The sequence below is a fragment of the Streptomyces sp. NPDC048479 genome (assembly GCF_040651435.1).
Taxonomy (GTDB): Bacteria; Actinomycetota; Actinomycetes; order Streptomycetales; family Streptomycetaceae; genus Streptomyces.
In genome coordinates, this window is sequence record NZ_JBEZKA010000045.1 from 1 (window position 1) to 22,222 (window position 22,222).

Genomic DNA, 22,222 nt, shown 5'->3' on the forward strand with positions numbered 1-22,222 from the left:
CTCCCGCAGAAGTCCACGCCGAATACGAGGAGTTGCAGGCAGCGGCATAAGGAGAACCCTCAACACCGCTGTCCGAGAAGCGCAGGGCCCCTCACACTCCCTGACCCGCCGCCGGCTCTGATCGGCAATCCACGCCGATTCTGCAGGTGATGGTCCATCGTGAACGCTCGCGAAGGACCATCACCGCCGGCTACCCCCGTCCGCACAGGCGCCCGGCATGCGGCGGCTGCCAGTTCCCGGGGGCGCCCGCCACGGCCCCTCCAGTGACATCCGGCAGAATCGGTCCTCGAACGCCTTGATCTCCTTGCCCACCAGGCGATCGGCCTTCCCCGGGGCCGGCGGTTCCATGTCGTCGTTGCGGCAGCCGGCCACCAGACGCTCACGCGAAAGCTCCACTGGGCACAGCTCGGCGCTCAGCCACTCGGCGAACTCGGCCTCGTCAGTGGACTCCCGGAGCCCGTACGCCGCCCCGATCTCATCCCGGGAGTCGCCGAACCAATCCCCGCCCGGCCGCCCGAGCGAGTGACATCAGTTCACGCCTTCATAAACACACGTACTGAGCACTTTGCCAAGTACGCCGACAGCCGCCCGAGGACATCCTCACCGATGTGACGGCCGACGGGATCACGGTCCGGACCGTAGAAGCGCCGCGACACCTCCCCACCGCCGGCCTCACCGCTCCCAGCCTGATCCGCCGCACTGTCGCGGACAGCATCACCGGTCTGCCCTGCCCGCAACCGCACCGCACCCAGCAGACTCGACAGCGTGTTGCCACGGGCACGCACCAGGTGGGGCAGATCCTCACGACGGGCCCGCTCCACCGCCCGGCCGGCGATACCCCCGTGAACGACTATGGCGACGACCGCCACGCCCCCAGCACGAGCGGGATGAACAAAGCGGCCAACGCGACCAGTCTCACGTCCACCTGACTCCCCCTCACACAAACACGCAAAGGCTCCGGCACGACGTGTCGGGGGCCTTCCGGTCCAGACAGCAAAAAACCCCACCGAAGGGGCATCAGCGGCCATGCCGGTGAGTGGTGCCCCATTAAGGGAGCGGATCCTCGGCGGTAGTGCGGGCCAGCAGCGTGCGGGCTTCCTGCATGCGGCGGTGGGCCGGATGCAGGAACTGCTCGCAGGCGGTCAGCGCCTGACGGGCTGCGGCTTCCGCCTCGCTGCGGCGGCCCAGGCCGTGCAGGGCCGTGGCCGTGGCCATGCCCAGAGCCCCACTTCCGTCGCGGACCCAAAGCGGCGTGAGCCGTTTCCAACTCGCCCAACACCTCCGACCCGCGCCCATGAGCGACGGCAGCCGCCATGGCCAGGGCCTTGGCCAGCCACACCACCATCGGGCTACGGCCCCAGAAACGCCGTTGCGCGGCCGCAAGAACCCTCGCCCCGGCCTCGGCCTCCTCGTACTCGCCCGCCTCGAACAGGGCCACGAGGCGGTCGAGCTCCCTCCCCTGCAAACGGGACACCCCGCCCTCGGCCCACCTGAGCCCCGAGCCGCCCCGCACCAAAATTTGAATGCTCCGCGGGCAGGGCCGCGTTATGGTCATCCGCATGAACGTCACCGGCCCAAGCACCACCGCGACCGCGCGAGCGACCAGCTCGCCGGTTGCCGCCGCCTGACTTTCCCCTCCCCCCGGCGACCGGAAACGGTCCGTCGGTAGTGCCGTGGCGCCCTTGGCCCCGGCCGGACGACTGAACGGTCCCGTTCTCCGGTGCCTCCCCCGCTGTGACGCGAAGGAGTCATCCCATGAATACAGAACAGCTGGTCAGCACGTTCATCGAGTACTTCGAAGAGCGCGCCCATCGCCGGATCGTCGGCTCGACGCTGCTGCCACCACCCGGCGACCCCGTGCTCTTCACCACCTCCGGCATGCATCCGCTCACTCCGTACCTGGAAGGCCGCTCCCATCAGCTGGGCACGCGGCTGGTCAACGTGCAGCGCTGCCTGCGCACCACGGACCTGGAGGAGGTCGGCGACGCCACCCACCTGACAGTCTTCGAGATGCTCGGCACCTGGTCGCTGGGCGACTACGAAGGCCCGCTCAGTCTCGACTGGGGATACGGGCTGCTTACCGAGGGACTGGGTATCGATCCCGGCCTGCTGCATGCCACCGCCTATGCCGGTGACAGCCAAACCGGGCCGGACACCGCTTCCCTTCAGCTGTGGCAGGACCGCGGCGTCCCCGTTGAACTCACCGTAGAGGACAACTGGTGGTCCAACGGACCTGTCGGACCGTGCGGTCCTGACTCGGAGATCTTCCTGTGGAGCGGCGACTGCCCACCCCAGTCAACACCCACCCGCGACGACCGCTGGGTGGAGGTGTGGAACCACGTGATGATGACCCACCGCCGGCTCGACGACGGTTCCCTCATGCCTCTTCCCCAGCGCAACGTCGACACCGGACTCGGTCTGGAGCGGCTGGCCTCACTGCTCCAGGGCCAGTCGTCTGTGTTCGAATGCGACGTCTTCGACCCCTGGCGCCGCCTCGTGCCGACCCTGTGGCCTCTGGAGGAGCCCTCGCTGCGTCTGGTCTGCGACCACCTGCGCTCGGCCATCGTGGTGCTCGGCGACGGCGTGCGCCCGGCCAACACCGGACGGGGCTACGTGCTGCGCCGCCTGGTACGACGGGTGCTTACCGTGCTCTGGCGGGACGATCCCTCGCGTGGTGTCGAAGACCTGCCGGAGGAACTGGTCCAGCACACCCTGGACCACTTCCGGCAGGACATGCGCCCAGGCGACGTGCTCCGGATGTTGCTCGAGGAGGAGCGCCGGTTCCGTCGGCTCCTGGAGCGCGGCCGGCAGGTGCTCGCCCGACCCCGGTTCCAAGGCCGGCTGACCGAGGAGGACTTCCACTACCTCCACGACACCCATGGTCTGCCACGTGAGCTGGTCACGAGCCTGCGGCAGGAGTGAGGCCTGTGGGGGCGACGCGCTTCGCGAGCTGAGCATTTCATCTGTGAGCGCTCGAGGTGGCCCGCTGCGGTATCCGGCATGGCAGATCGAGCGGCGGGAAATGCGAGTACCGAGTCAGGCACCATTCAGACAGGATCACCTCTTCCTACTCAACAACGGCAACACCTACGACGCGCTCGCCTGTCTCTTCGGCATCCGCAACTACTTCGGCTTCAGCCCTCTGGCCGAAGGCCGCGGCTTTCCAAGCGACGCGTCCGAGGCACTGAGAACCGAGTACGCCGCCTATGGCGGACTCCCCGACGTACACGGCACAACGTGGATCACCTGGTCCGAGCTTGCCGCCGCCGACTGGCAGGGGACCGACAGCTCCGGCACGCGACGCCGCGACAGTGTCGCGGGAGACGAGACCCACTGGGGACCGGTCCGGAGCGTGATGCGAACGCTCAGCGAACGCCACGGCGCGGACAGATCTTGAGAAACCTTGCTCGCGATTTGCCCACCAGCCACATGGCCGGAGGCTCCCCCGCCGGTCGGCGGGGGTGGTTCGGACACGTGCCGGATGGTAGAAATCAACACTTTTTCGGAGCCTGGAAGCATGGGAATGTGGCTCAGCTCCGGGCCAGGCCGTCCGTGTCGCCAGCCTCGGACGACTCTTCCTTTCTTCCCTATGTGCGCCCTTCTGTGCGTCGGCTAACGGGCGGTTGATCGGTCTCGGGGTGTTCTCGGCGCGGCGGGGTGCCACTCCCCCGCCGCCGGTCAACCGGTGATCGGAAGGCGCTGGGAGCCGCTGTTGGTGTTACGTCCCAATGTGCGCAGCAGGGGCGTGACGGTTTCGGCGGTCATCTGACAGTGGACGGCCTGACTGGAGGCGACGGCACATGTCTTCCGAGACCACGGCGGCCACGGATTGTGCAGCGGTTGGCACCGAAGGGCTCCTGGCCGAGGTTCTGGCCGGTGTTCTGCGTACTGAGCGGGTGCCTCTAGATGGTGATTTCTTCGCGGATCTGGGTGCTGATTCGCTGGTGATGGCTCAGTTCTGTGCACGGGTGCGCAAGCGGGACGATCTGCCGACGGTGTCGATGAAGGACATCTACCAGCACTCGACGGTTCGGAGCCTGGCTGCTGCGTTCACGGACAGCACCTTCTCCCCGGCGCAGGAGGACGCCCCGTCCGATGGGGTGGTTGAGTCCCCGGCAGATGTGTCAGTCGCCGGCACCGAGAGCCTGCTGGGGGAGGTGCTTGCGGGCGTCTTGGGTACTGAGCAGGTGCCGGTGGACGGCAATTTCTTCGCGGATCTGGGTGCTGATTCGCTGGTGATGGCTCAGTTCTGTGCACGGGTGCGCAAGCGGGACGACCTGCCGACGGTGTCGATGAAGGACATCTACCGGCACCCCACGATCAGCAGCCTGGCCGCCGCGTTCGCGGACGCTCCCGCCGCTGTCCCGTCCCCGGCACCCGGGCACGCGCCGTCACAGACCTCCCAGTCGGCCCCGGGAACCGCCAGTGCCCCGTCCGACGCATCGGGTGCGCCGCAGACCGGCCCCTGGCGGTACGTGCTGTGCGGGACGGCCCAGATGCTGATGTTCCTCGTCTGCTCCTCCCTCGGCGCCACGATTGCCGTCCTCGGTTACGAGTGGACCCTGGAGGGCTCGGGGACGGCCGGCGTCTACCTCCGGGCGGTGTTGTTCAGTACGGCGCTCTTCCTCGGCGTCTGCGCGCTGCCCATTGCGGCCAAGTGGATACTCATCGGCCGCTTCACCCCGCGCAGGTTCCCGGTGTGGAGTTTCGCCTACCTGCGCTTCTGGTGCGTCAAGACCCTCATCCGAACCAGCCCGGTGCGTCTGTTCACCGGTTCACCGCTGTACGCGCTCTACCTCAGGGCCCTCGGCGCACGCATCGGAAAGGACGTCGCCATCCTTTCCCGCACCGTCCCTGTCTGCACCGACCTCCTGTCCATCGGTGACGGCACGGTCGTCCGCAAGGACGTGCTGCTGTCCTGCTACCGGGCGCACGACGGCTGGATCGAGATGGGCCCCGTCACCCTCGGCGCGGATGTGACCGTCAGCGAGCAGGCCGTCATCGACATCGGAACGTCGATGGGCGACGACACCCAGCTGGGTCACGCCTCCTCCCTGCATTCCGGGCAGGCGGTTCCAGCCGGAGAGTCGTGGCACGGCACGCCGGCGCAGCCGACGACGACCGATTTCCGGGCCGTCGAGCCTTCCGCGTGCGGCCCCCTTCGCAGGGCCCTCTACAGCCTGTCGCAGCTGCTTGCCATGCTGCTGGTATACCTGCCGCTGACGCTGGCAGGGGTGAGCCTCGTGTTCACCGTGGTGCCGCAGCTGAACGCGGTGTTCACCCTGGGGCCGCCGGCCTTCACCAGCCCCGCGTTCTACCTCGAGGCGCTCGTCGCTTCCCTGGTGGCCTTCTTCGGCGGCATATTGGTGGGCCTGCTGGTGGTGAGCACGGTGCCACGGTTGCTCAGCCTGGCGATCAAACCGGGCAGGACCTACCCGCTGTACGGCTTCCACCACGGCATCCAGCGGGCGATCACGCGGCTGACCAACATCAAGTTCTTCACCACGCTCTTCGGGGACAGCTCCGCGATTGTGCACTACCTGCGCTGCCTCGGATACGACCTGTCCCACATCGAGCAGACCGGGTCGAACTTCGGCACGCTGGTCAAGCACGACACCCCCTACCTGAGCACGGTCGGCAGCGGGACGATGGTCGCCGACGGCTTGTCGATCATCAACGCCGACTTCTCCAGCTCGTCCTTCCGCTTCTCCCCGACCTCGATCGGGCCGAGCAACTTCCTCGGCAACCGCATCCTCTACCCTTCACGCGGCCGGACCGGCGACAACTGCCTGCTCGCGACGAAGGTCATGGTCCCCATCGACGGGCCGGTGCGCGAAGGCGTGGGACTGCTGGGCTCACCCAGCTTCGAGATCCCGCGCACGGTGCTGCGCGATACCCAGTTCGACCACCTGGCCCACGGTGATGAGCTGCGCCGCCGACTCGCTGTCAAGAACAGGCACAACGCGCTCACCGCGGGCCTGCACCTGTTGGTGCGATGGTTCCACTTCTTCGTACTCGCCCTCATCACCATGGCCGCCGTCGAGCTCTACCGGACCATCGGTGTGCCGGCCTTCGTGCTGGCCGGCCTGCTCACCTGGACGTTCACCGTCGTCTACTTCGCGCTGATCGAACGGGCCGTCATACGGATCCGCCCGGTGAAACCGCTGAACTGCTCGATCTACGAGGCCGACTTCTGGGGACACGAACGCTTCTGGAAGCTGACGTCGCACCAATACATGCAAGCCTTCAACGGCACCCCGTTCAAGACCATGGTCTGGCGGCTGCTGGGCGTGCGGATCGGCCGCCGGGTCTTCGACGACGGCTGCTCGATCACCGAGCGGACCCTCGTCAGCATCGGGGACGGCTGCACCCTCAACGCCGGGACGGTCATCCAGTGCCACTCGCAGGAGGACGGCGCCTTCAAGTCCGACCACGCCACGATCGGCGCTGGCGTGACGCTCGGCGTGAATGTGTTGGTCCACTACGGGACCACGATCGGCGACCAGGCACAGCTGGCCGCCGACTCCTTCCTGATGAAGGGCGAGGAAGTTCCCTCTCGAGCGCGGTGGGGCGGAAACCCGGCCCGAGAAGACACCACGGCCGTGGCTCGCGTTCTTTGAGCTTCCTGTGGTCGGCGGGCCCGCTTCACGTCACCGTTGCTGAGAAGCCCGGTGGGAAACGATCTTGCTGTTCGCGGGAAATGCCCACGCGGCGCCACCCGTAGCCCTGCCAGCGCATTTCGTCGGTTCCGCCGGGCCAGGTGCGACTTGTCGTCTGGTTCCACTGAGGCCAGTGTCGGCGCTCGGACGGCCCGGGTCTTCCATTGAGCGCCACAGTTGGCCCATGAGCGTTCCAGTTGGCCCGGGTAAGCACTTGAGGTTGCCCCAGAGAGCGGCGGGCGGGGCTCGACGGTGGACCGCCGCGCGGACGTCGGGCGGGGTACGACACCCGGTCGGGTGCCCCGGCCGGGTGTCGTACCCCGCTCTTGTGCTCGCTCGATGACGTCTTACGAAGGCACCCACCCCACCGTCCTCGTCCGGGTGGGCGACCGGCACCACAGATCGACGAGCAGCTCGCACCCACGATCCAGGCGATCTGGGAGTGCGGGTTCGAAACCTTCACCTGCTGCCAGGACGTCGGCGAGAGCAACAAGGACTGGCCGGAGACGCTGACGCACATGGCGGAGTGGGTGGATTCCAGGCGCGGCTGGATGCTCATCGACTTCCCCGTCGACAGCGGCCTCGCCTTCGTCTCGGCCATGGCGACCGCCGGTCCGCGTGACGCGTTCTACGTCCGAATGACGCACTGGGCGGCTCCGGACGCGTGGGACGTGACGGTCAAGCCGATGGACGTGGCGATGTTCCAGGAGGAGCTGGTATCGCGGTTTCGCCTGCAGCTGCTCCAGGTGAGTTTCCCGGCGTACGACCTGCCGGAACTGACCCGCCGCCTTCGGGAGCATGCCGCCGGCCGCTCGGTGCCGCCCGCCCCCGCCGACTGGAGCAGCGTCGGCCGCTATAGCCCGTGGGGGCTTGTCGATCAGGCCGGGTCACGGCGCAAGGCGGCGCAGCTCGCGACGCGGCGTCACACGTGCGAACGTGCGCCACGGATGCCGCGGATGCCGCGGAAGCCACGGCGCCCAAGCCTTGGGCAGTCGGATATGGCTGAGCACGCCCCTGGAGCAGCGTGGCAGTTCAGAGGCGTCCGAGGTGAGCGTTTCATCTGGCGGGACGCGGCAGCCGTCCTGCTCGACGCTGCGCTGAACGACGACCGGCAGAGGCTCGGAGGGCCGGCAGGCCGCTGAACGGGCCACCTTGATGGAAGCCGTAGCTGAACACTCCGCGTGGAGCGTCGTAGTTGGCCACACGGACCAATGACGACGCTAAGTCACAACGCGGACGACGACGCGCTCGCGGCCTTCCCCGTCACCTCCACCGGCGTCCTCGTCGGCTATGGGCGCGTGTCCACCAAGGGCCAGCGCGGTGCCGCGGCTCCCGGGGCCAGGCGCCCTGCCCGGCGGCACGGTGCTGGACCATTCCCCGGGGAAAGAGTGCAAATTCACCTTTGTCGGTGTGAAGGGTGCTGGGTGAGCTGTGGATCTGGAGAACATCGCGGACTAGCCGTAGGGGCAGGCGCCTGGGGACTTCATCGACGCCCGCAGCCAGCATGCGGCTGCTGCCCGCAAAGCCGGAGACCGTGGGTTCGCGCTGCGGCACAGCTGAGGTGACCGTGTTCGGGGGCGGACGGTTCTGGCGAGAGCCCACCATTCGCGCTCGGCAAGCCTGTCACTACCGAACCAAGTCCCCCCAGGCTTAACCGTGTTGGAATGTCAGGCATGGCCACTCCTGCCGACGGATCCACCCGACTCGCCCCGGACGAGCCCTCGCGTCGCCTGCGCGCCGAGATCGAGCGGTTGCACGAAGAAGCGGCGCAACAGAAGGCACTGGCCCATCGAAGGGCCGAATTCTGGAACAGGGCCCACATCGTGCTGGGTTTCCCCGCGGCTCTGCTCGCGGGCGTGGCCGGCGCCGCCGGACTGGCCACAGCGGACGCACGCGTCCCCGCGGCGCTGCTCGCCCTGGCCTCTGCCGGGTTCGCGGCCGGGTCCGGCTTCCTGCGGAGCGATGCCAGGCGCGTGGCCAACAAACGCGCCCGGCAGGCGTGGGCAGACGTGGAGGGCAAGGCAAGCGTGAAGCTGGCGCACGAGCACCTGACCCCCGAAGACCTGCGCGAACTGCTGGAAAGCCGTCAAGCCGCGCTGGCCGCCTACGACGGTGACGGCCCTCAGCCGGGCCCGGCATCGGCGCTGCCCGGCTGAACGAGCGCTCCAGGCGTGACGATCGGCTCCGGGCCCAGCAGACGTCGCAGCGGCGCCACTTCCTGAGGCGAGGCGATCACACCGTGGCAGCCGGCACCCTTCGCCAGCCGGGCCAGTCGTAGGACCTGTTCCTCGGCCGACGCGCCAGCTCGTCAGGCGGGGGGAACGTCCTGGGGCGCGACGTCGGTCCTGATCCGCCGCGCCTGGACCGATACCGAATGCCACCACCGGCCGTGGTCGATCGATGAGTCGCCGACGAATTCGGCGACGAGGTGGGGCGCCACACAGGTGAAGTTCAGCGGCTCTCGGCTGCCCCATTGGGTAGTGATACGCACGTCCTGCCAGGGATGTCCGGGGCCGGCCCTGGTGAGCAGGTGGCCCAGGTCCAGGGTCAGGGAGTCAGGCAGCTGTGTGGTGCGGGCGACCAGGCGCAGTCGGCCGCTGGGGCTGTAGCGGCCGAGCAGGAGGGGATGCCCGGCTCCGGCGCGCAGCGCTGGCAACGGCCCTGTACCGGCCGTCAGGGAAGGCCGCGAGCCGGGAACTCTTGGCCCCCGGGCGCTTCGCGGAAAAGGAGGGCGCGCTTTGTCGACTACTGGTTGGCCTCCGGGATGAGCGCAAAGATGGGTTCGACGGGGCCCGTCTCAAGCTGAGACCGGGCTTGCGCGACCGGCGGTCGTAGCGCCTGGCTCGCGGGTCAGCTGTATCGGTTCTGAGGCGCGATCCAGATTTTTCGGTGTTCGGCGGTCTGCGGATGTCGAGAACGTGCCACCGGCTCCGTCCCAGGGACATCAGCGGCCACCACCGGCCGCACGAGGAAGAAGGAGAAACCAGCATGGCGATTCAGCGGATGGACAACGTCGGCATCGTCGTCGAGGACATGGACGCCGCCATCGCGTTCTTCGTGGAACTCGGTATGGAGCTGGAGGGCAGGGCGGAGGTCGAGGGCCTCTTCGCCGACCAGTGCACCGGACTCGACGGCGTCCGCTGTGACATCGCGATGGTCCGGACCCCGGACGGTCACAGCCGGCTCGAGCTGGCGAAGTACCGCAGCCCCGCGGTGATCAGCGCCGGGCCGCGCAACCGGCCGCACAACATTCTGGGCACGCACCGCGTCATGTTCGCCGTCGACGACATCGAAGACACCGTTGCCCGCCTGCGCCCTCACGGCGCCGAACTCGTCGGCGAGATCGCCCGGTTCGAGGACAGCTATCTGCTCTGCTACATCCGCGGCCCGGAGGGCATCATCGTCGGACTGGCCGAGCAACTGCGCTGAGAAGGAGGAACCGAACCATGCAGCCGAACGAGATCATCGAGGTTCTGAACCGCCCGATCAGCCAGGAGCTGCTGGCCCGTGACTTGACCCGCCTAGCCTACGTCGCCAAGGACGGAACCCCGCGCAACGTACCGATCGCTTTCACCTGGAACGGGTCGCAGATCGTCATGTGTACGACGAAGAACGCGCCCAAACTCCCGTGGCCACCCTCGCGCACAGGCTCCTGAAACGACGGCACCAGTAGGTGAGACACATCTGAGTGTCTGGAGAACCGTCCCATTTCGGCTCCGCCGCCCACCCGTCCGGTAGGTCTGGACTGCCCACCGGCACCATGAGCATGGGATCGGAGAGTGACCACGTCACCCGCCCACCCCCTCCGTTGGAACCGGTGTCACGGTGGTCAATCGGTCAGCTCCAAACTGTGCGTACAAGCCCCCTTCCACCCCGACACCCTTCCAATCCGTGATCCACTGCTCCGCCTGTGCACGGTCGGTCGTGGAAGGCGTGAGCGCCCACAGACCCGGCAGACCGTGACGCTCACACAGGGAGACGAGCGCGCCGTCAGACGAAGGCCGCCCGCATGTCCGGCGAACTCTCGCGCTCACGTTGTTCGTGAGGGGCGGTCGGCTGTGAAAGGGCAAGCCGCCCTCATGGCGCTACCCTCGGTGGGCGACAATGGCACCGTGGAGCCAACCAGTCGGGTCATCGTTGCTTTGGATTTCGACAACCGTCGAGCTGCTGACGAGATCGTCGACCGGCTTGGTGATGAGTGCCGTTTCTACAAGGTTGGGATGGAGCTGCTCACTGCGGTCGGACCTGACCTCGTCGAGCACCTCGTTGGCAAGGGCAAGGATGTGTTCCTGGATCTGAAACTCTTTGAGATCCCGAACTCTGTCGCCGCTGCTGTCCGTGCTGCAGGTGCCCTGGGTGTCTCTATGGTGACCGTGCACAGTATGGGCGGCGCCGACATCATGGGAGCCGCTGTCGCAGCGGCCCGCGATTTTCCTCATCTTCGGGTTCTCGCACTCACTGTCGTCACCAGCATGACCGGCTCCGACCTCGCTGACATCGGCGTCAATGCCTCGACCGAAACGCAAGTGCTGCGGCTGGCAAGACTGGCGAAACGCGCTGGATGCCACGGAGTGGTCGCGTCGCCGCGGGAAGCTGGACTACTGCGGGCTGAGCTCGGTGCAGGCAGTCTGATCGTCACGCCGGGAGTCACGCTCTCTGGTGAATCACGTGCCGAGCACGCCCGACCAGGCACACCGCACGCGGCCATCGCCGCGGGCGCATCACATATCGTCGTGGGCCGGACGATCACTCGTGCGGCAGATCCAGTAGCTGCGGTGCGGCTCGTCCGCGCCAACATGGGGCTGTGAGCGGAAACGGGCACCCCGTCGAACGGGTTGCGCCGGCGGTCGTCGTCGGCGACCCGAGCCGCGCCGAAAGCGCCGGGGATCAGAAACAGGTACTTACCTTGTTCTTTATCTTCCTCATGCGCCTGGGCAGGGTGGGCCCATGAAGGCGTCGAGATCATCGATGATCTTGCCGAGCTCGCGGGCTCCGCGATGCGACATCGCTTGCATCACGCCGTCGAGGAGAGCGCGGGCTTCCAGAGGGTTGCCGCAGCAGTACCAGTGCACGTTGCCGTACTCGTAGTCGTAGTCGTAGTCGTGCCAGAGCTGGCGCTCGGGTAGGTGGACGTAGTCCTTCCACAGGCGCAATGCCGCGGTGGTGTCTCCCGGCTGTGGGTAGTTCCGCGTGCGTTCAAGGCGAACGATCTCGGACAGCACTCGCGGGGAGAGGCGGTCGATGGCCGATGTCGTGCCCGGTGGCTGGTGCGGGTCCGATAGTGTGGCCCGTAGGCGTCCTGGCCGTCTACGCGGCATGGACCTTTCGGTGTGTCGTCATGCCGGACATGTTGCCACGACCTCGAACGCTGTTACGAACTTGATTGCGTTCATGGGGGTTCGCCGGACATAGGAACGCTTGTGACCCTGCGCTCTGACCGAGAAGCACACGTGACCGGGACGAAAGCCGTGGTGGGTGCACTGGAACGAGGCGGCCGTCGGGAAGCGTTCACACGAGTTGCATGCTTCCGGGGCGAGTTCTATGCGTGTCTGGAGGCCAAGCGCGATGAGTTGTTCGAGCTAACGGACGCGTGCTGTGCGCGGACGGCCGGTCAGATCTCCGGTGAATCTGACGCTGCTACCCGAACACCGGTGCGGGCACGGCGCGTTGTACGGAGGATTGAACCGCGGCCAGATCGAGGTCGGCCAGCTCCGCAATGCGTTGCCGGGCCTGCCGCTGCCGCGGTTCCCGGACGGACGGCTGGTCCTGGCCGTGGATGCCTCGCCATGGTTACGCTCGGACGCTCCGTGTTCGGCCGAGCGACTGTTCTGCCACGTCTACGGCCGGGCGAACAGCGCCTCGCAGTTCACTCCGGGCTGGCCGTACTCCTTCGTGGCCGTGCTGGAGCCGGGCCGCACCTCCTGGACCACCGTCCTCGACGTCGTCCGGCTCGGTCCCGCCGATCACGCCACCGCGGTGACCGCAGCTCAGCTGCGCGAGGCGGTCGTGCGGCTGACGCCGCCGACCAGTGGCGACCGGGGATCCGGACATCGTGATCGTCGGTAATGCCGGATACGACGTCACGCGCCTGGCCTGGGTCCTGCGCGACTTGGCCGGTCGAGCTGGTCCGGCCGGATCCCCTCTGACCGGGTGATGCGCCTTCCGAAACCGCCGCGAGTCTACGACCCGAAGGTCGGACGCCCACCCAAGCACGGGCCGGAGTTCCGCTTCGCCAAGCCGGAGACCTGGCCCGAGCCCGCCGTCACCACCGTCGGGCGCGAAGTCCTCTTCCGGCTACGGCTCATTGACCCCGAACTGGCCATCGTCTGGGCTGACTCCGCCTATGCGAGCACCCTTGTGGACTGGGCGAAGTCCCTTACCGGACCTCACCATCAAGACGGTTGAGCAGGCCCAAGAACGCGGTCGGCTTCGTCCTCGCGCCGGTGGGTCCTAGAGCGAGCCCCTGGGATGGATCATGAACGCCCGCCGAAACGCACGAGACTACGAGACGCTGCCCGAGCACTCCGAAGCGGTGATCACGATCGCAGCCATCATGCTCATGACCCACCGCCCTCACCCGCCAGACCGTGGGCGGACGGCTGGTGCTCCTCGGGCAGTTGGAGCACCTGCTGAACCTGACGGCGCTACGCCCCTCGCTGACAGTGCAGGTGCTGCCGACCCGGCGTACTGGTGCGGGACAGCAAGCGGCCGACTGGTGCCCGTGTGCCGCTCTCTCGGGCCAGTTGGCAGGGCTTCGTCGACTGGGCGAAACACAATGCGTGACGGAATGCGCCCCTCTCACCTTCGGGTGGGAGGGGCCGCCTTCGGGTGGGAGGGGCCGCCTTCGTGCGTCCGGGGTCAGGCGTCTGGTCGCTTGTTGTACGCCGCGAGGGTCGCCTTGTTCGTCGACCCGTCCTGAAAGACCAGCTCCCACGGCCCTGTGTTCACGTCGAACTCCTTACCGAAGCCCACCCACTTGCCCGTCATGCGGCGGCCGGTCGGCTCGACGAGCAGCTGGATCGCCCCGTGGTAGCGGGCGCCCCGGTAGTAGCCATCGGTCTCGGTCTGCTCGGTCCACGTACCGGTGGCGACGTGACCGTCGATCTCCAGATCCATCGTCAGCGGCGAGTCACTGGAGCCGGGCAGGCTCCGCGCGGACAGCCGGTTGCCATGCTGCAGCAGCACCACGTAGTGCTGCCCAGTGAAGGACGAGTCGCGGCCGCTGGAGAAGTACTCGTAGCGGGACAGCCACACGCCCGAGTAATTCCGGTGCGCGCCCTGCGGTTCGGCCATCGGAGTGGCAGCCGCCGGCGCGATGCCGTTCACGGAGGATTCGACGTCGTGGCCGCCGTGCCCGTCGTCGGAGACGCGCGCCATGGGGACGGTGCCGCTGAAGCCCAGGGATTCGATGGGCAGGCCGGTGACGGACTCCAGGGCGCGGGCGTACACGGGGCGGGGTGCTGTGGTGGCGCCGGATTCCCAGCGTTGTACGAGCCGCTTGTTGGCGTCGTTGGGCTGGCCCGCGCGCGTACCGGCATCTCGCACGGCGCGGGCAAAGTCGTCTTGGGACATGAGCAGGCCCATGCGGACCGCTCGCAGTGCGCTGTTCGGTGTGGCCATGAGAGAACGGTAGCGGCGTCCCGCCGGGAATGACACCGAAATGACGCCCCCTATGTCGCCGGTTTGACGCCTGCACTGACGCCGCGCAACTCTCCGTGGCAACCCCATTTTGAATGCGTGACAACTACAGGCAGCGGCAAGGGTCACCCCGGTCTCGCCATCAGCGTGTACCGCGTCGATCCGCAGACGCACGTGCGGACCCCCGTCAAGGCGCGTGTACTCCCGGCCGCCGAGGAGCCGCCGTTCTCCATGGCCTACCCGCCGTGCGACTGCCCGCGCTGCAGCGAGGCGAGGACCCTGTGAGTCCGATGTGGGACGAAAAGCCCGAGCATGGAACCGGCGTGTGCTCCGCGTGCGGCCAGCACACCGACAACGGGCTCATTCACTGGGTGCCCCGTATGTCCGGCCCCGACGTTCGCATCGTCATACACGCCGAACCCGCCGACTGCCGACCGCCTGTAGCTACACCCCACCGACTCCCGTACGCACCGGTGCACCCCTGATCCGGTGCGGACGGGGCTGCCCTCACCCGAGGGCGACGTCCACACAGGAGGAAAGATGACCATCGCGTTAGACCGTCCCGTGGGCACCACCAACCCGGCCGAACTCGTCGGCTCCGAGATGAGGGAGCGCCTCGCCGCCCGCATAGTCAAGGACCACCCCGAGATCGACCACGCCACCGCACGGCGCATCATCGGCCAGACCGCCACGTTCCTGGCCGCAGGCGCCCAGCGCCCCGGAGCCGAACTGTCGCCGAGCAAGCTCGTAGACATCGGCTGGCACACCTGGATCCTCCACACCGTGGACTACGCCGTGTTCTGCGAGCAGATCGCGGGCCGGTTCATCCACCATGTCCCCACGCCCGACGGCGAAGAGATCGAGGGCGGCCCTGAGGTAGCGCGCGAGCGCACCCTCGCGGCCATCACCGCGGCAGGATTCGCGATCGACCACGAACTGTGGCCCGCGGCCGCCAAGATGGGTGACTGCTCCCAGTGCCACGCCGGGTGCAGCGACAGCCCCAACGGCGGCAAGAAGCAGTAGCCCCACCCCGACCGCCCGGATCACCGCCGGGCGGTCGGCCCCACGAACGGAGCAGCAGTGACGGACACCAAGGCGTGGGACACCTACTCGCAGCAGAAGCCCGAGCGGCGCCCCACGAACGCCGCCGGCGAGACGACCTGGTTCAACTGGACCCAGTACCCCGACCATGGCCCCGGCGCGGAAGTGCTCGGTGTCGGTCCCGGCGCATCCGTGCTGGAGCTGGGGTGTGGCAAGGCGGGCAATCTGGCCCACGTCGCCACGCTCGGCGTCCGCGCGGTCGGCATCGACATGTCCCTCGCCCAGCTGAAAGCCGCAGAGGCGCGTTGGGGCGACGTCGACGGAATGGTCCTACGCCACGGTGACGCCGTGCAGCTCCTCGCCGACACGGCCGAGGACCTCGACGCGGTCTACTCCGTGTTCGGTGCCCTCTGGTTCACAGACCCGGACGACCTACTGCCCGTCATCCGCAAGCGGCTGCGCCCCGGCGGCGTCCTCGCGTTCTCACAGCGGCCTCCCGTTGAGGGCTGCTACGGGTGCCAGGCCTCGTACATCAACCGGTCCGAGGACGAGGACCCGCTTGTCGTGAAGCGCTGGGATTACGAGCCCGAGCGGTGGGTGGAGATCCTGGCCGAGCACGGATTCGCCGCGGCGTCGGCTCGCGTCCTGCCGGCCCCGCCTGGACCGCGGAAGGTCGGCACGCTCCTCGTCCGCACGCACGGATAGCGCGCCCGTCCCCGGTCGCCCCGGTCTGCCTGCACCCCCTGAGGGCAGGCCGGGACTCCTTCATGGCCATAGCCGCTGCACGGCAGCGAGGTCCTCGGCGTACACCCAATCGGCCATCGGGATCGGTCGCTCGACGATGAACCAGGACGCCGGATCGCCGTTCCACTGGTTGACGCTGCTCGGCTCGATGAGAGAGAAGCGTTCCTCGGGGGCCAGGTACGGGCGGGACCACTCCAGCCACGAGTGCGCCTCGTCGTGCGGAACCCGAACCGCAATGCGTACCGTCCGGTCTCGCAGCTTCCACCGAAGGCCTGAAGGATCAGGATCCTTGCTCAGGTGCACGGTCAACGGCGATCCGCCGCGCTGCCAAGTAGGGCGTATCTCCGCGCATGACAGCACGTCGGGCCAGTGATCGGCGTCGGTGAAGTGGTAATGAAGCATGCAGAACGATGGCACACCCCGCTTCTGCGAGCACCGATCTAGCCCCAATGCCGTTGCATTACGGTCCTGCGGGTTGGGGTCTTGTGATGAGGATGGCTTGGGTGCCGGTGCGGGTGGGTTGGGGCCAGGCATGGTGTTCAGGCCGCTTGAGTCGGTAGTTGGACATTTTGCGTTTCACCACTCGGGGCTGGCTGCGCAGGCGTGTGACCGGCAGGAGTCGTTCCAGGAGGTCCTGCTCGAGCCATACCAGGGCCCTGACCAGGAGGTCAGGGGGAAAAACTGCCCGACGTGACAGTCACGCTGCGCCGGGCAGAGCGCAGGGTTTCGGTGAAGGAGACCCGGTCCGGGTCCAGACCACGGGTGGCAGCCGTTCTCAGCATGAGTTCACGCAGGGCATGGTGGACCAGCAGGTGCGCCCAGATCTGCTGGCGGACACCGTCGGGGGTTTTGCTGCTCAGCACGACGCGTGCGCCACGCTGATGGGTCTTGATCTCTTCGACGACGGTCTCGACCTCCCAGCGTTCGCGGTAGAGGGCGGCCAGTTGCCGGGCCGGATACCGTCGGGCGTCCAGCAGGGTCGTGACCAGGCGGTAGCCCTCAGCCGCACCTTGGCCGGCGGTGCCTTTGAGCTGGTAGGCCAGGACACGGACGACCGGCTCATGCCGGGCAGGGCCGCCACTGGCGCGGATCTGTGACAGCCATGACCCGTCGCGCAGCTGCCGGGTGACCGGCAGGACACGGTTGGCGGGCACCCGCCACAGTAGATCCGCGCCGGTGGCGGTGAATGCCTGCCACAACGGGACCCCGAGGAACTCACGGTCGGCCAGGACAAGTTGTCCCGGGCCGGCCGAACGGGTCAGGCGGCCGACCAGGGTGACCTCCCCGGTGCGGCAGCCGGCGAGTTCCGCGTCCAGCACCGCATGACTGCCCACCTCCACCAGAGCAGCCATCCGCACCTGCACAAATGCGCTCCTGCCCGACCCGCGGCCGCTGCCCGGACGACCGAAGGCAGCCTCGTTGGCTTCAGTGTCAGCAACGTCCCAGCAGGTCCCGTCGACCGCCAGCAGCCGCAAGCCCCGCCAGAACGCACCGGGTGTCGCCTCGGTGGCCATCGGCCTGGCTGTCGTGGCGAACAGCACCCGCAGCGGCTCGGAGCCCAGCCGCTGCCGGGCCCGAAACAGCGACGACTTCGCCGGCACGTGCCAGCCGCCCAGCAGTCCCTGGCCTCGCAGGCCCTCCACCAGGTGCCGCATCACTTCCAGATACGGCGCCGGAGAGAACAGAGCCAGCCCCAGCACGAAATACACCACCAGCCGGGCGGGAAGCAGCCGCTTGCGTTGTTCTCTGCACCCGCAGGCAGCTACCACCCGATCCACCAACCCCGGTGGAAAAACCCAGGTCAACAACCCCAGACCCGATAACTCAGACACACTCCCAGACACCCAAACCACCCCCGGGCCTCGTCGCAAAACAGCCTACGCCCGAAGCGAAAACAACGGCATTGGATCAAGACCGTGATCGGCCGACGCTTCCACCTGACCTACACCATCCAGGGCGTACGCAACGTGAACGCCGGCGTCCTTCAGTGCCTGGACGACGATGTCGTGGTCGATGCCCCGCTGGATGGCGTCGGTGACGCGCAGCGCGGCGGCCCCTGCCGGGCGAGGAAGGCGAGTTCACCGGTGTCGCCCGCGCGGTCGGCAGTGGTCTCGATGGGGCCGGGCGCCTCTCCTGCCCAACGGCAACCAAACTGCCGTCGGCAACAAGACAACTACGACTGGAGTACCAGACAACCGTCCGAATAGGGGAGGGACTTGGCCCGCGGCAGGTGCACCAGGAATTCCTCGATCCCCGGAACACCGTCCTCCCGCGGCACCTTCGTCTTGATGAGCCGACCGGCCACCTCGATCTCCAGCACGCGCTGCGGCCCGTGGTCCCGGACGCCCCGAAGCCGGGCGGGAAACGTATTGGGCCCGGGTTCCGTGACGATCTTGACGTACTCGGGCCGGATTCCCACCTGGACCTCGGTGGTGCCATCCGGGATGTCCCACGCCACCGCCAGGGCTCGGCCGCCAAGGGTGAAGTTCCCGCGTGACCCGTCCACTGCAAGGAAGTTCATCGCCGGGGAGCCGATGAAGTAGCCGACGTACGCTGACGAGGGTGCCTCGAAAAGCTGCTCCGGCGTGCCCTGCTGCATGGCGCGGCCGTCCTTCATGACCAGTACTTCCTGGGCAATGCTCATTGCTTCGTACTGGTCGTGAGTAACGTAGATCACCGTGGGCTGGAAGTGCTCGGTGATTTCACGGATTTTGCGCCGCAGCGAGTGCTTCAGCTGCGGATCGATGACGGTCAGCGGCTCGTCCATGAGTACGGCCGCCACGTCGTCGCGGACAAGACCACGGCCGAGCGAGATCAGCTGCTTGTCGTCGGCGGTGAGCCGCCGGGCGGGCTGCTTGAGCCGATCATCCAGGTCCAGTGCCTCGGCGACCTGGTGGACCTTGGCGTCGATCCTCGCCTTGTCCCAGCGGCGACACTGCAACGGGAAGGCGAGGTTCTCGTACACCGTCATGGACTGGTAGATGACGGGAAACTGGAACACCTGGGCTATGTTGCGCGCCTTCGTGGGCAGAGCCGTGACGTCCACGCCGTCGAACAGGACCTGGCCCTGTGACGGTTTGACCAGACCGGACAGAATGTTCAGCAGCGTGGTCTTGCCGCAACCCGACGGTCCGACCAATGCGTAGGTCCTGCCGGCTTCGAAGGTCAGCTGCAGTGGCTTGAGAGCCCACCCTTCCTCTTCGACACCCGGCGCGTAGCTGTGCCCGACGTCGATGATGTCCAACTGCGCCATATCAACGCCCTTCCAGTGAAGCAAGATCGTATGAAGGTGTCTGCACGAGCGTGCCCTTCTCGTCGAAGGCGAACAGCCGCTCCGGACGTAGCCGCAGTTTCACCAGATCACCGAGAGCGACGTTGTGGATGCCCTCGATCTGCACGACGAACGGAGTCTCGCCGACGACCGCGTGAACGAAGGTCTCGGACCCGGAAATCTCGACGAAGGTGACTTCGCCCTCGACACCGGCGGAGGCCAGACTGACGTCCGTTGCCCGCAGGCCGAACTGGTAAGCGCCATCGGGCAGGTCGGCGAGATGCGGGGATACGTGCGTGGCCTGGAAGCCGGCCACGGTGACCTGACCGCCCTCGATACGGCCCGTGAAGATATTCATGGGCGGGTCGTTGATGATGGACGCCACCGTGGTCGTCGCCGGGCGCTCAAAGACCTCCTGCGGAGGGCCGATCTGGAGGATCTGTCCCTCATGCATGACCAGTACCACGTCCCCCAGCATCATCGCCTCAGCGGGTTCGGTGGTCGTGTAGACCACTATCGTGTCGCCCTGGTCCGAGAAGAGGGTCTTGAACTCGTCGCGCAACTGCTCACGCAACTTGTAGTCCAGGTTCGCCAGCGGCTCGTCGAGCAGGAGAATGCCCGTGCCGCGGGCAAGGGCGCGTGCTACCGCGACTCGCTGCTGCTGTCCGCCGGAGAGCTGAGATGGTTTGCGCCGCTCCAGGTCGGCCAGGCCGACACTCGCCAGGGTCTTCCTGACACGTAGCTGAATCTCGGCTGGTGACAGTCCCGCCCGCCTGAGCGGAAAGGCCACGTTGTCGAACACATTGAGATGCGGGTAGTTGATGAACTGCTGGTAGACCATGGCGGTGTCGCGCCGCCAGACCGGCGTTTTCAGGAAGTCGGCTCCATCCCTGGTCAGGGAGCCGGAGTCCACCACCTGCAGTCCGGCCAGCACCCGCAGCAGCGTTGTCTTTCCCGCCATCGTCCGGCCGATGACAGTGTGGAGCCGTCCCGGGACGAAGGTCGCGGTCACATCCTTGAGATGGTTCACGCCGTCGACAGTCAGGCACAGATCAGTGGTACTCATGTTCATCGGACCGCTCCCGACAGGTTGCCTTTTGATAGATAGCGCTCCACCCAGAGCGCGAGCAGGACCAACGGCGCTACGCCGAAGAGGGCGGCGGCGGACAGGGTCCACCACGGCGGGATCGACGAGTTGAGGGCAACGACCGCCTGGGGCAGGGTCTGCACCTCGGTGAACGTCAGCCTGAAGGCGAAGAAGAAGTCGTTCCAGCCGAACACCGCGCAGAACATCGCAGCCACGGTGAGCCCGGGCAGGGAGTTCGGCAGGATCGCACGCACGAAGGTCTGCAACGGGCCGCATCCGTCGAGCATGGCCATCTCGTCGATCTCACGCGGGATGCCGTTGAAGAAGTCCACCATCACCCAGACGGCGATAGGCAGCAGCAGGGCAACCGTCACGATGACCAGGCCCGCGATGCTGTCCAGAAGGTTGACCCACTGCAGGAGGTAGAAGAAGGGGATCACCAGGACGACAGGCGGCATGATTCGTTGTGACACGAAGAAGAACACGATGTCGCTGTTCTTGATGAAGCCGAGCTTGAACCGGTAACGGGACAATGCGTAGGCGGCCAGGGAGCCGAGGAGGAGGCTGATGGCGGAGGCGGTGATGGTGACGATGGCGCTGTTGAGGAACGGCTGCATCACATCGACACCACCGGCCCCGCCGAAGATGTTGCGCCACCCGGCGGCGGTGGGTTTGTACTGGATCCATGGAAGGTAGGTGGCGCCGCCCTGGACCCCGTTGGCGTCCTTGAAACTGGTCGTCATGGCCCAGAAGAACGGTCCCGCAACGAAGCAGGCCCAGAGTGCGATCACGGTGTACTTGAATACGGGATAAAGGCTCGACCTCATGAGTCCCCCTTCAGCTTGAAGGCCCTGGTGAGCAATGCGGCGACAACCGTGAGCGTGACGATCATCAGGACCAGATACGTCAGGGACATCGCGCCGCTGTAGCCGGTCTGCTGATCGCGGAGCCCCTGGATGTAGAGGTAGTAGCCGGGAGTCTCCGTGGAGGAGCCCGGTCCCCCGGAGGTGAGCACGTAGACGCTGTCGGAGAGCTTGGACGCCTCGATCAGCCGGATGATGACCGCCGCGACCGACACCGGCGCCATGAGCGGGAAGGTCACCTTCCGGAAGGTGCGCCAAACGTCGGCACCGTCGATCGCAGCGGCCATGAACGGTTCCTTGGGAAGACTCAAGAGACCGGCCAGCAGCAGCAGGAACATGAACGGGGTCCACTGCCAGACCTCGACAGTCATCAGCGCGACCAGCGCCGGCCCGGACTCGGTGAGCCAGGGAACCTCGGTCAGGCCCAGCATCCCGAGGAGATCATTCACCGGGCCCAGGGACTCGTGGAAGATCATCTGCCAGATGGCGGCCATCACTACGGGGGTGGTCATCATGGGGATGAGGAACAGCACCCGCCAGAAACGACGGCCGCGTACGTCACGCCAGACGAGCAGCGCCATCCCGAATCCGATGACGTACTGGAGCAGGACGGTGCCGCCCGCCAACAGGATCAGGCGCATGATCGATGCCCAGAAACGACTGTCGTGCAGCATCGTGGCGTAGTTGGCCCCACCGATGAAGTCCATCTGAGGGTTGCTGACGTTCCAGCCGGAGAAGCTGACACGAATGGTGAACAGCAGCGGAAAAATGATGATGAGCACGAGCGTGAGTAGTCCTGGGAGGAGGAACATGCTCTTGTGTCGGCGCAGGCCGTCCATGGTTCTCCTTGCGGAAGTGGGCGGGCGCCCCCGGTGTGGCCGGCCGGCTTGGGCGGCCACCCGGGGCGTCCTGCGATCGG

22 protein-coding genes and 3 pseudogenes are annotated in these 22,222 nt (G+C 67.0%); 15 read left to right on the plus strand and 10 right to left on the minus strand.

Annotated elements, in window-relative coordinates; translation table 11 throughout:
• Positions 1 to 608 precede the first annotated feature (608 nt).
• Positions 609 to 929: a hypothetical protein gene (locus AB0D12_RS37720; protein ID WP_362693605.1), complete on the plus strand. Its 321-nt coding sequence runs from the start codon at positions 609 to 611 to the stop codon at positions 927 to 929.
• 118 nt (positions 930 to 1,047) lie between these two features.
• On the opposite strand, the gene AB0D12_RS37725 is transcribed toward AB0D12_RS37720, so the two are convergent.
• The gene (locus tag AB0D12_RS37725) at positions 1,048 to 1,215 is read right to left on the minus strand and encodes a hypothetical protein (RefSeq protein ID WP_362693608.1); all 168 of its coding nucleotides are present in this window, start codon (positions 1,213 to 1,215) and stop codon (positions 1,048 to 1,050) included.
• A 540-nt stretch (positions 1,216 to 1,755) separates the two neighbouring features.
• On the opposite strand from AB0D12_RS37725, the gene AB0D12_RS37730 reads away from it, so the two are divergent.
• The 5 genes from AB0D12_RS37730 (at position 1,756) to AB0D12_RS37750 (ending at position 8,815) form a co-directional block, all read left to right on the plus strand.
• Complete coding sequence (locus AB0D12_RS37730; protein WP_362693611.1) at positions 1,756 to 2,922, plus strand: alanine--tRNA ligase-related protein; 1,167 nt, start codon at positions 1,756 to 1,758, stop codon at positions 2,920 to 2,922.
• Between the two features lie 43 nt (positions 2,923 to 2,965).
• Complete coding sequence (locus tag AB0D12_RS37735; protein WP_362693614.1) at positions 2,966 to 3,397, plus strand: hypothetical protein; 432 nt, start codon at positions 2,966 to 2,968, stop codon at positions 3,395 to 3,397.
• 403 nt (positions 3,398 to 3,800) lie between these two features.
• The gene (locus AB0D12_RS37740; protein ID WP_362693616.1) at positions 3,801 to 6,620 is read left to right on the plus strand and encodes a Pls/PosA family non-ribosomal peptide synthetase; all 2,820 of its coding nucleotides are present in this window, start codon (positions 3,801 to 3,803) and stop codon (positions 6,618 to 6,620) included.
• 557 nt (positions 6,621 to 7,177) lie between these two features.
• Positions 7,178 to 7,801, plus strand: coding sequence for a hypothetical protein (locus AB0D12_RS37745; RefSeq protein ID WP_362693619.1), 624 nt, complete (start codon positions 7,178 to 7,180; stop codon positions 7,799 to 7,801).
• A gap of 531 nt (positions 7,802 to 8,332) precedes the next feature.
• Positions 8,333 to 8,815, plus strand: coding sequence for a hypothetical protein (locus AB0D12_RS37750; RefSeq protein ID WP_362693622.1), 483 nt, complete (start codon positions 8,333 to 8,335; stop codon positions 8,813 to 8,815).
• Between the two features lie 152 nt (positions 8,816 to 8,967).
• On the opposite strand, the gene AB0D12_RS37755 is transcribed toward AB0D12_RS37750, so the two are convergent.
• Positions 8,968 to 9,315, minus strand: coding sequence for a hypothetical protein (locus AB0D12_RS37755; protein ID WP_362693625.1), 348 nt, complete (start codon positions 9,313 to 9,315; stop codon positions 8,968 to 8,970).
• A 332-nt stretch (positions 9,316 to 9,647) separates the two neighbouring features.
• Between AB0D12_RS37755 and AB0D12_RS37760 the strand changes: the two genes are divergently transcribed.
• From AB0D12_RS37760 to pyrF, 3 genes and pseudogenes are all read left to right on the plus strand, one after another.
• Complete coding sequence (locus AB0D12_RS37760) at positions 9,648 to 10,088, plus strand: VOC family protein (RefSeq protein ID WP_127357022.1); 441 nt, start codon at positions 9,648 to 9,650, stop codon at positions 10,086 to 10,088.
• Positions 10,089 to 10,105: 17 nt separating this feature from the next.
• Positions 10,106 to 10,288 (plus strand): annotated as a pseudogene (locus AB0D12_RS37765) (pyridoxamine 5-phosphate oxidase); the annotation flags it as partial.
• Positions 10,289 to 10,771: 483 nt separating this feature from the next.
• Positions 10,772 to 11,467 (plus strand): orotidine-5'-phosphate decarboxylase, encoded by a 696-nt coding sequence (pyrF, locus tag AB0D12_RS37770; RefSeq protein ID WP_362693628.1) that lies wholly within the window; start codon positions 10,772 to 10,774, stop codon positions 11,465 to 11,467.
• Positions 11,468 to 11,581: 114 nt separating this feature from the next.
• Here the strand turns inward: pyrF and AB0D12_RS37775 are convergent, their stop codons facing one another.
• On the minus strand, positions 11,582 to 11,812 hold the full coding sequence (locus AB0D12_RS37775) for a hypothetical protein (RefSeq protein ID WP_362693631.1): 231 nt from the start codon (positions 11,810 to 11,812) through the stop codon (positions 11,582 to 11,584).
• 469 nt (positions 11,813 to 12,281) lie between these two features.
• On the opposite strand from AB0D12_RS37775, the pseudogene AB0D12_RS37780 reads away from it, so the two are divergent.
• The 3 genes and pseudogenes from AB0D12_RS37780 to AB0D12_RS37790 all read left to right on the plus strand — a co-directional run bounded on the left by AB0D12_RS37780 (position 12,282) and on the right by AB0D12_RS37790 (position 13,442).
• A pseudogene (locus AB0D12_RS37780) lies at positions 12,282 to 13,064 on the plus strand (transposase).
• 33 nt (positions 13,065 to 13,097) lie between these two features.
• Positions 13,098 to 13,212 (plus strand): annotated as a pseudogene (locus AB0D12_RS37785) (IS5/IS1182 family transposase); the annotation flags it as partial.
• Between the two features lie 137 nt (positions 13,213 to 13,349).
• Entirely contained in the window at positions 13,350 to 13,442 is a 93-nt protein-coding gene (locus AB0D12_RS37790; RefSeq protein ID WP_362693634.1) for a DUF397 domain-containing protein, read from the plus strand.
• 75 nt (positions 13,443 to 13,517) lie between these two features.
• On the opposite strand, the gene AB0D12_RS37795 is transcribed toward AB0D12_RS37790, so the two are convergent.
• Positions 13,518 to 14,279: an XRE family transcriptional regulator gene (locus tag AB0D12_RS37795; protein ID WP_362693637.1), complete on the minus strand. Its 762-nt coding sequence runs from the start codon at positions 14,277 to 14,279 to the stop codon at positions 13,518 to 13,520.
• A gap of 117 nt (positions 14,280 to 14,396) precedes the next feature.
• On the opposite strand from AB0D12_RS37795, the gene AB0D12_RS37800 reads away from it, so the two are divergent.
• The 3 genes from AB0D12_RS37800 to AB0D12_RS37810 all read left to right on the plus strand — a co-directional run bounded on the left by AB0D12_RS37800 (position 14,397) and on the right by AB0D12_RS37810 (position 16,043).
• Positions 14,397 to 14,582 (plus strand): hypothetical protein, encoded by a 186-nt coding sequence (locus AB0D12_RS37800; protein WP_362693640.1) that lies wholly within the window; start codon positions 14,397 to 14,399, stop codon positions 14,580 to 14,582.
• Between the two features lie 255 nt (positions 14,583 to 14,837).
• Positions 14,838 to 15,320, plus strand: coding sequence for a hypothetical protein (locus tag AB0D12_RS37805; RefSeq protein ID WP_362693643.1), 483 nt, complete (start codon positions 14,838 to 14,840; stop codon positions 15,318 to 15,320).
• 57 nt (positions 15,321 to 15,377) lie between these two features.
• Positions 15,378 to 16,043: a class I SAM-dependent methyltransferase gene (locus AB0D12_RS37810; protein ID WP_362693645.1), complete on the plus strand. Its 666-nt coding sequence runs from the start codon at positions 15,378 to 15,380 to the stop codon at positions 16,041 to 16,043.
• Positions 16,044 to 16,103: 60 nt separating this feature from the next.
• On the opposite strand, the gene AB0D12_RS37815 is transcribed toward AB0D12_RS37810, so the two are convergent.
• The 6 genes from AB0D12_RS37815 to AB0D12_RS37840 form a co-directional block, all read right to left on the minus strand.
• The gene (locus tag AB0D12_RS37815; protein ID WP_362693648.1) at positions 16,104 to 16,484 is read right to left on the minus strand and encodes a hypothetical protein; all 381 of its coding nucleotides are present in this window, start codon (positions 16,482 to 16,484) and stop codon (positions 16,104 to 16,106) included.
• A 266-nt stretch (positions 16,485 to 16,750) separates the two neighbouring features.
• On the minus strand, positions 16,751 to 17,935 hold the full coding sequence (locus tag AB0D12_RS37820; RefSeq protein WP_362693695.1) for an IS4 family transposase: 1,185 nt from the start codon (positions 17,933 to 17,935) through the stop codon (positions 16,751 to 16,753).
• Positions 17,936 to 18,255: 320 nt separating this feature from the next.
• Positions 18,256 to 19,335, minus strand: a complete 1,080-nt coding sequence (locus tag AB0D12_RS37825) for an ABC transporter ATP-binding protein (RefSeq protein ID WP_362693651.1) — start codon at positions 19,333 to 19,335, stop codon at positions 18,256 to 18,258.
• A gap of 1 nt (position 19,336) precedes the next feature.
• Positions 19,337 to 20,425, minus strand: a complete 1,089-nt coding sequence (locus AB0D12_RS37830; RefSeq protein WP_362693654.1) for an ABC transporter ATP-binding protein — start codon at positions 20,423 to 20,425, stop codon at positions 19,337 to 19,339.
• Positions 20,422 to 21,267: a carbohydrate ABC transporter permease gene (locus AB0D12_RS37835; RefSeq protein ID WP_362693657.1), complete on the minus strand. Its 846-nt coding sequence runs from the start codon at positions 21,265 to 21,267 to the stop codon at positions 20,422 to 20,424. Before AB0D12_RS37835 ends, AB0D12_RS37830 begins: the two co-directional genes overlap by 4 nt.
• Positions 21,264 to 22,142, minus strand: coding sequence for a sugar ABC transporter permease (locus AB0D12_RS37840; RefSeq protein ID WP_362693660.1), 879 nt, complete (start codon positions 22,140 to 22,142; stop codon positions 21,264 to 21,266). The genes AB0D12_RS37835 and AB0D12_RS37840 overlap by 4 nt, the downstream gene beginning before the upstream one ends.
• Positions 22,143 to 22,222 lie beyond the last annotated feature (80 nt).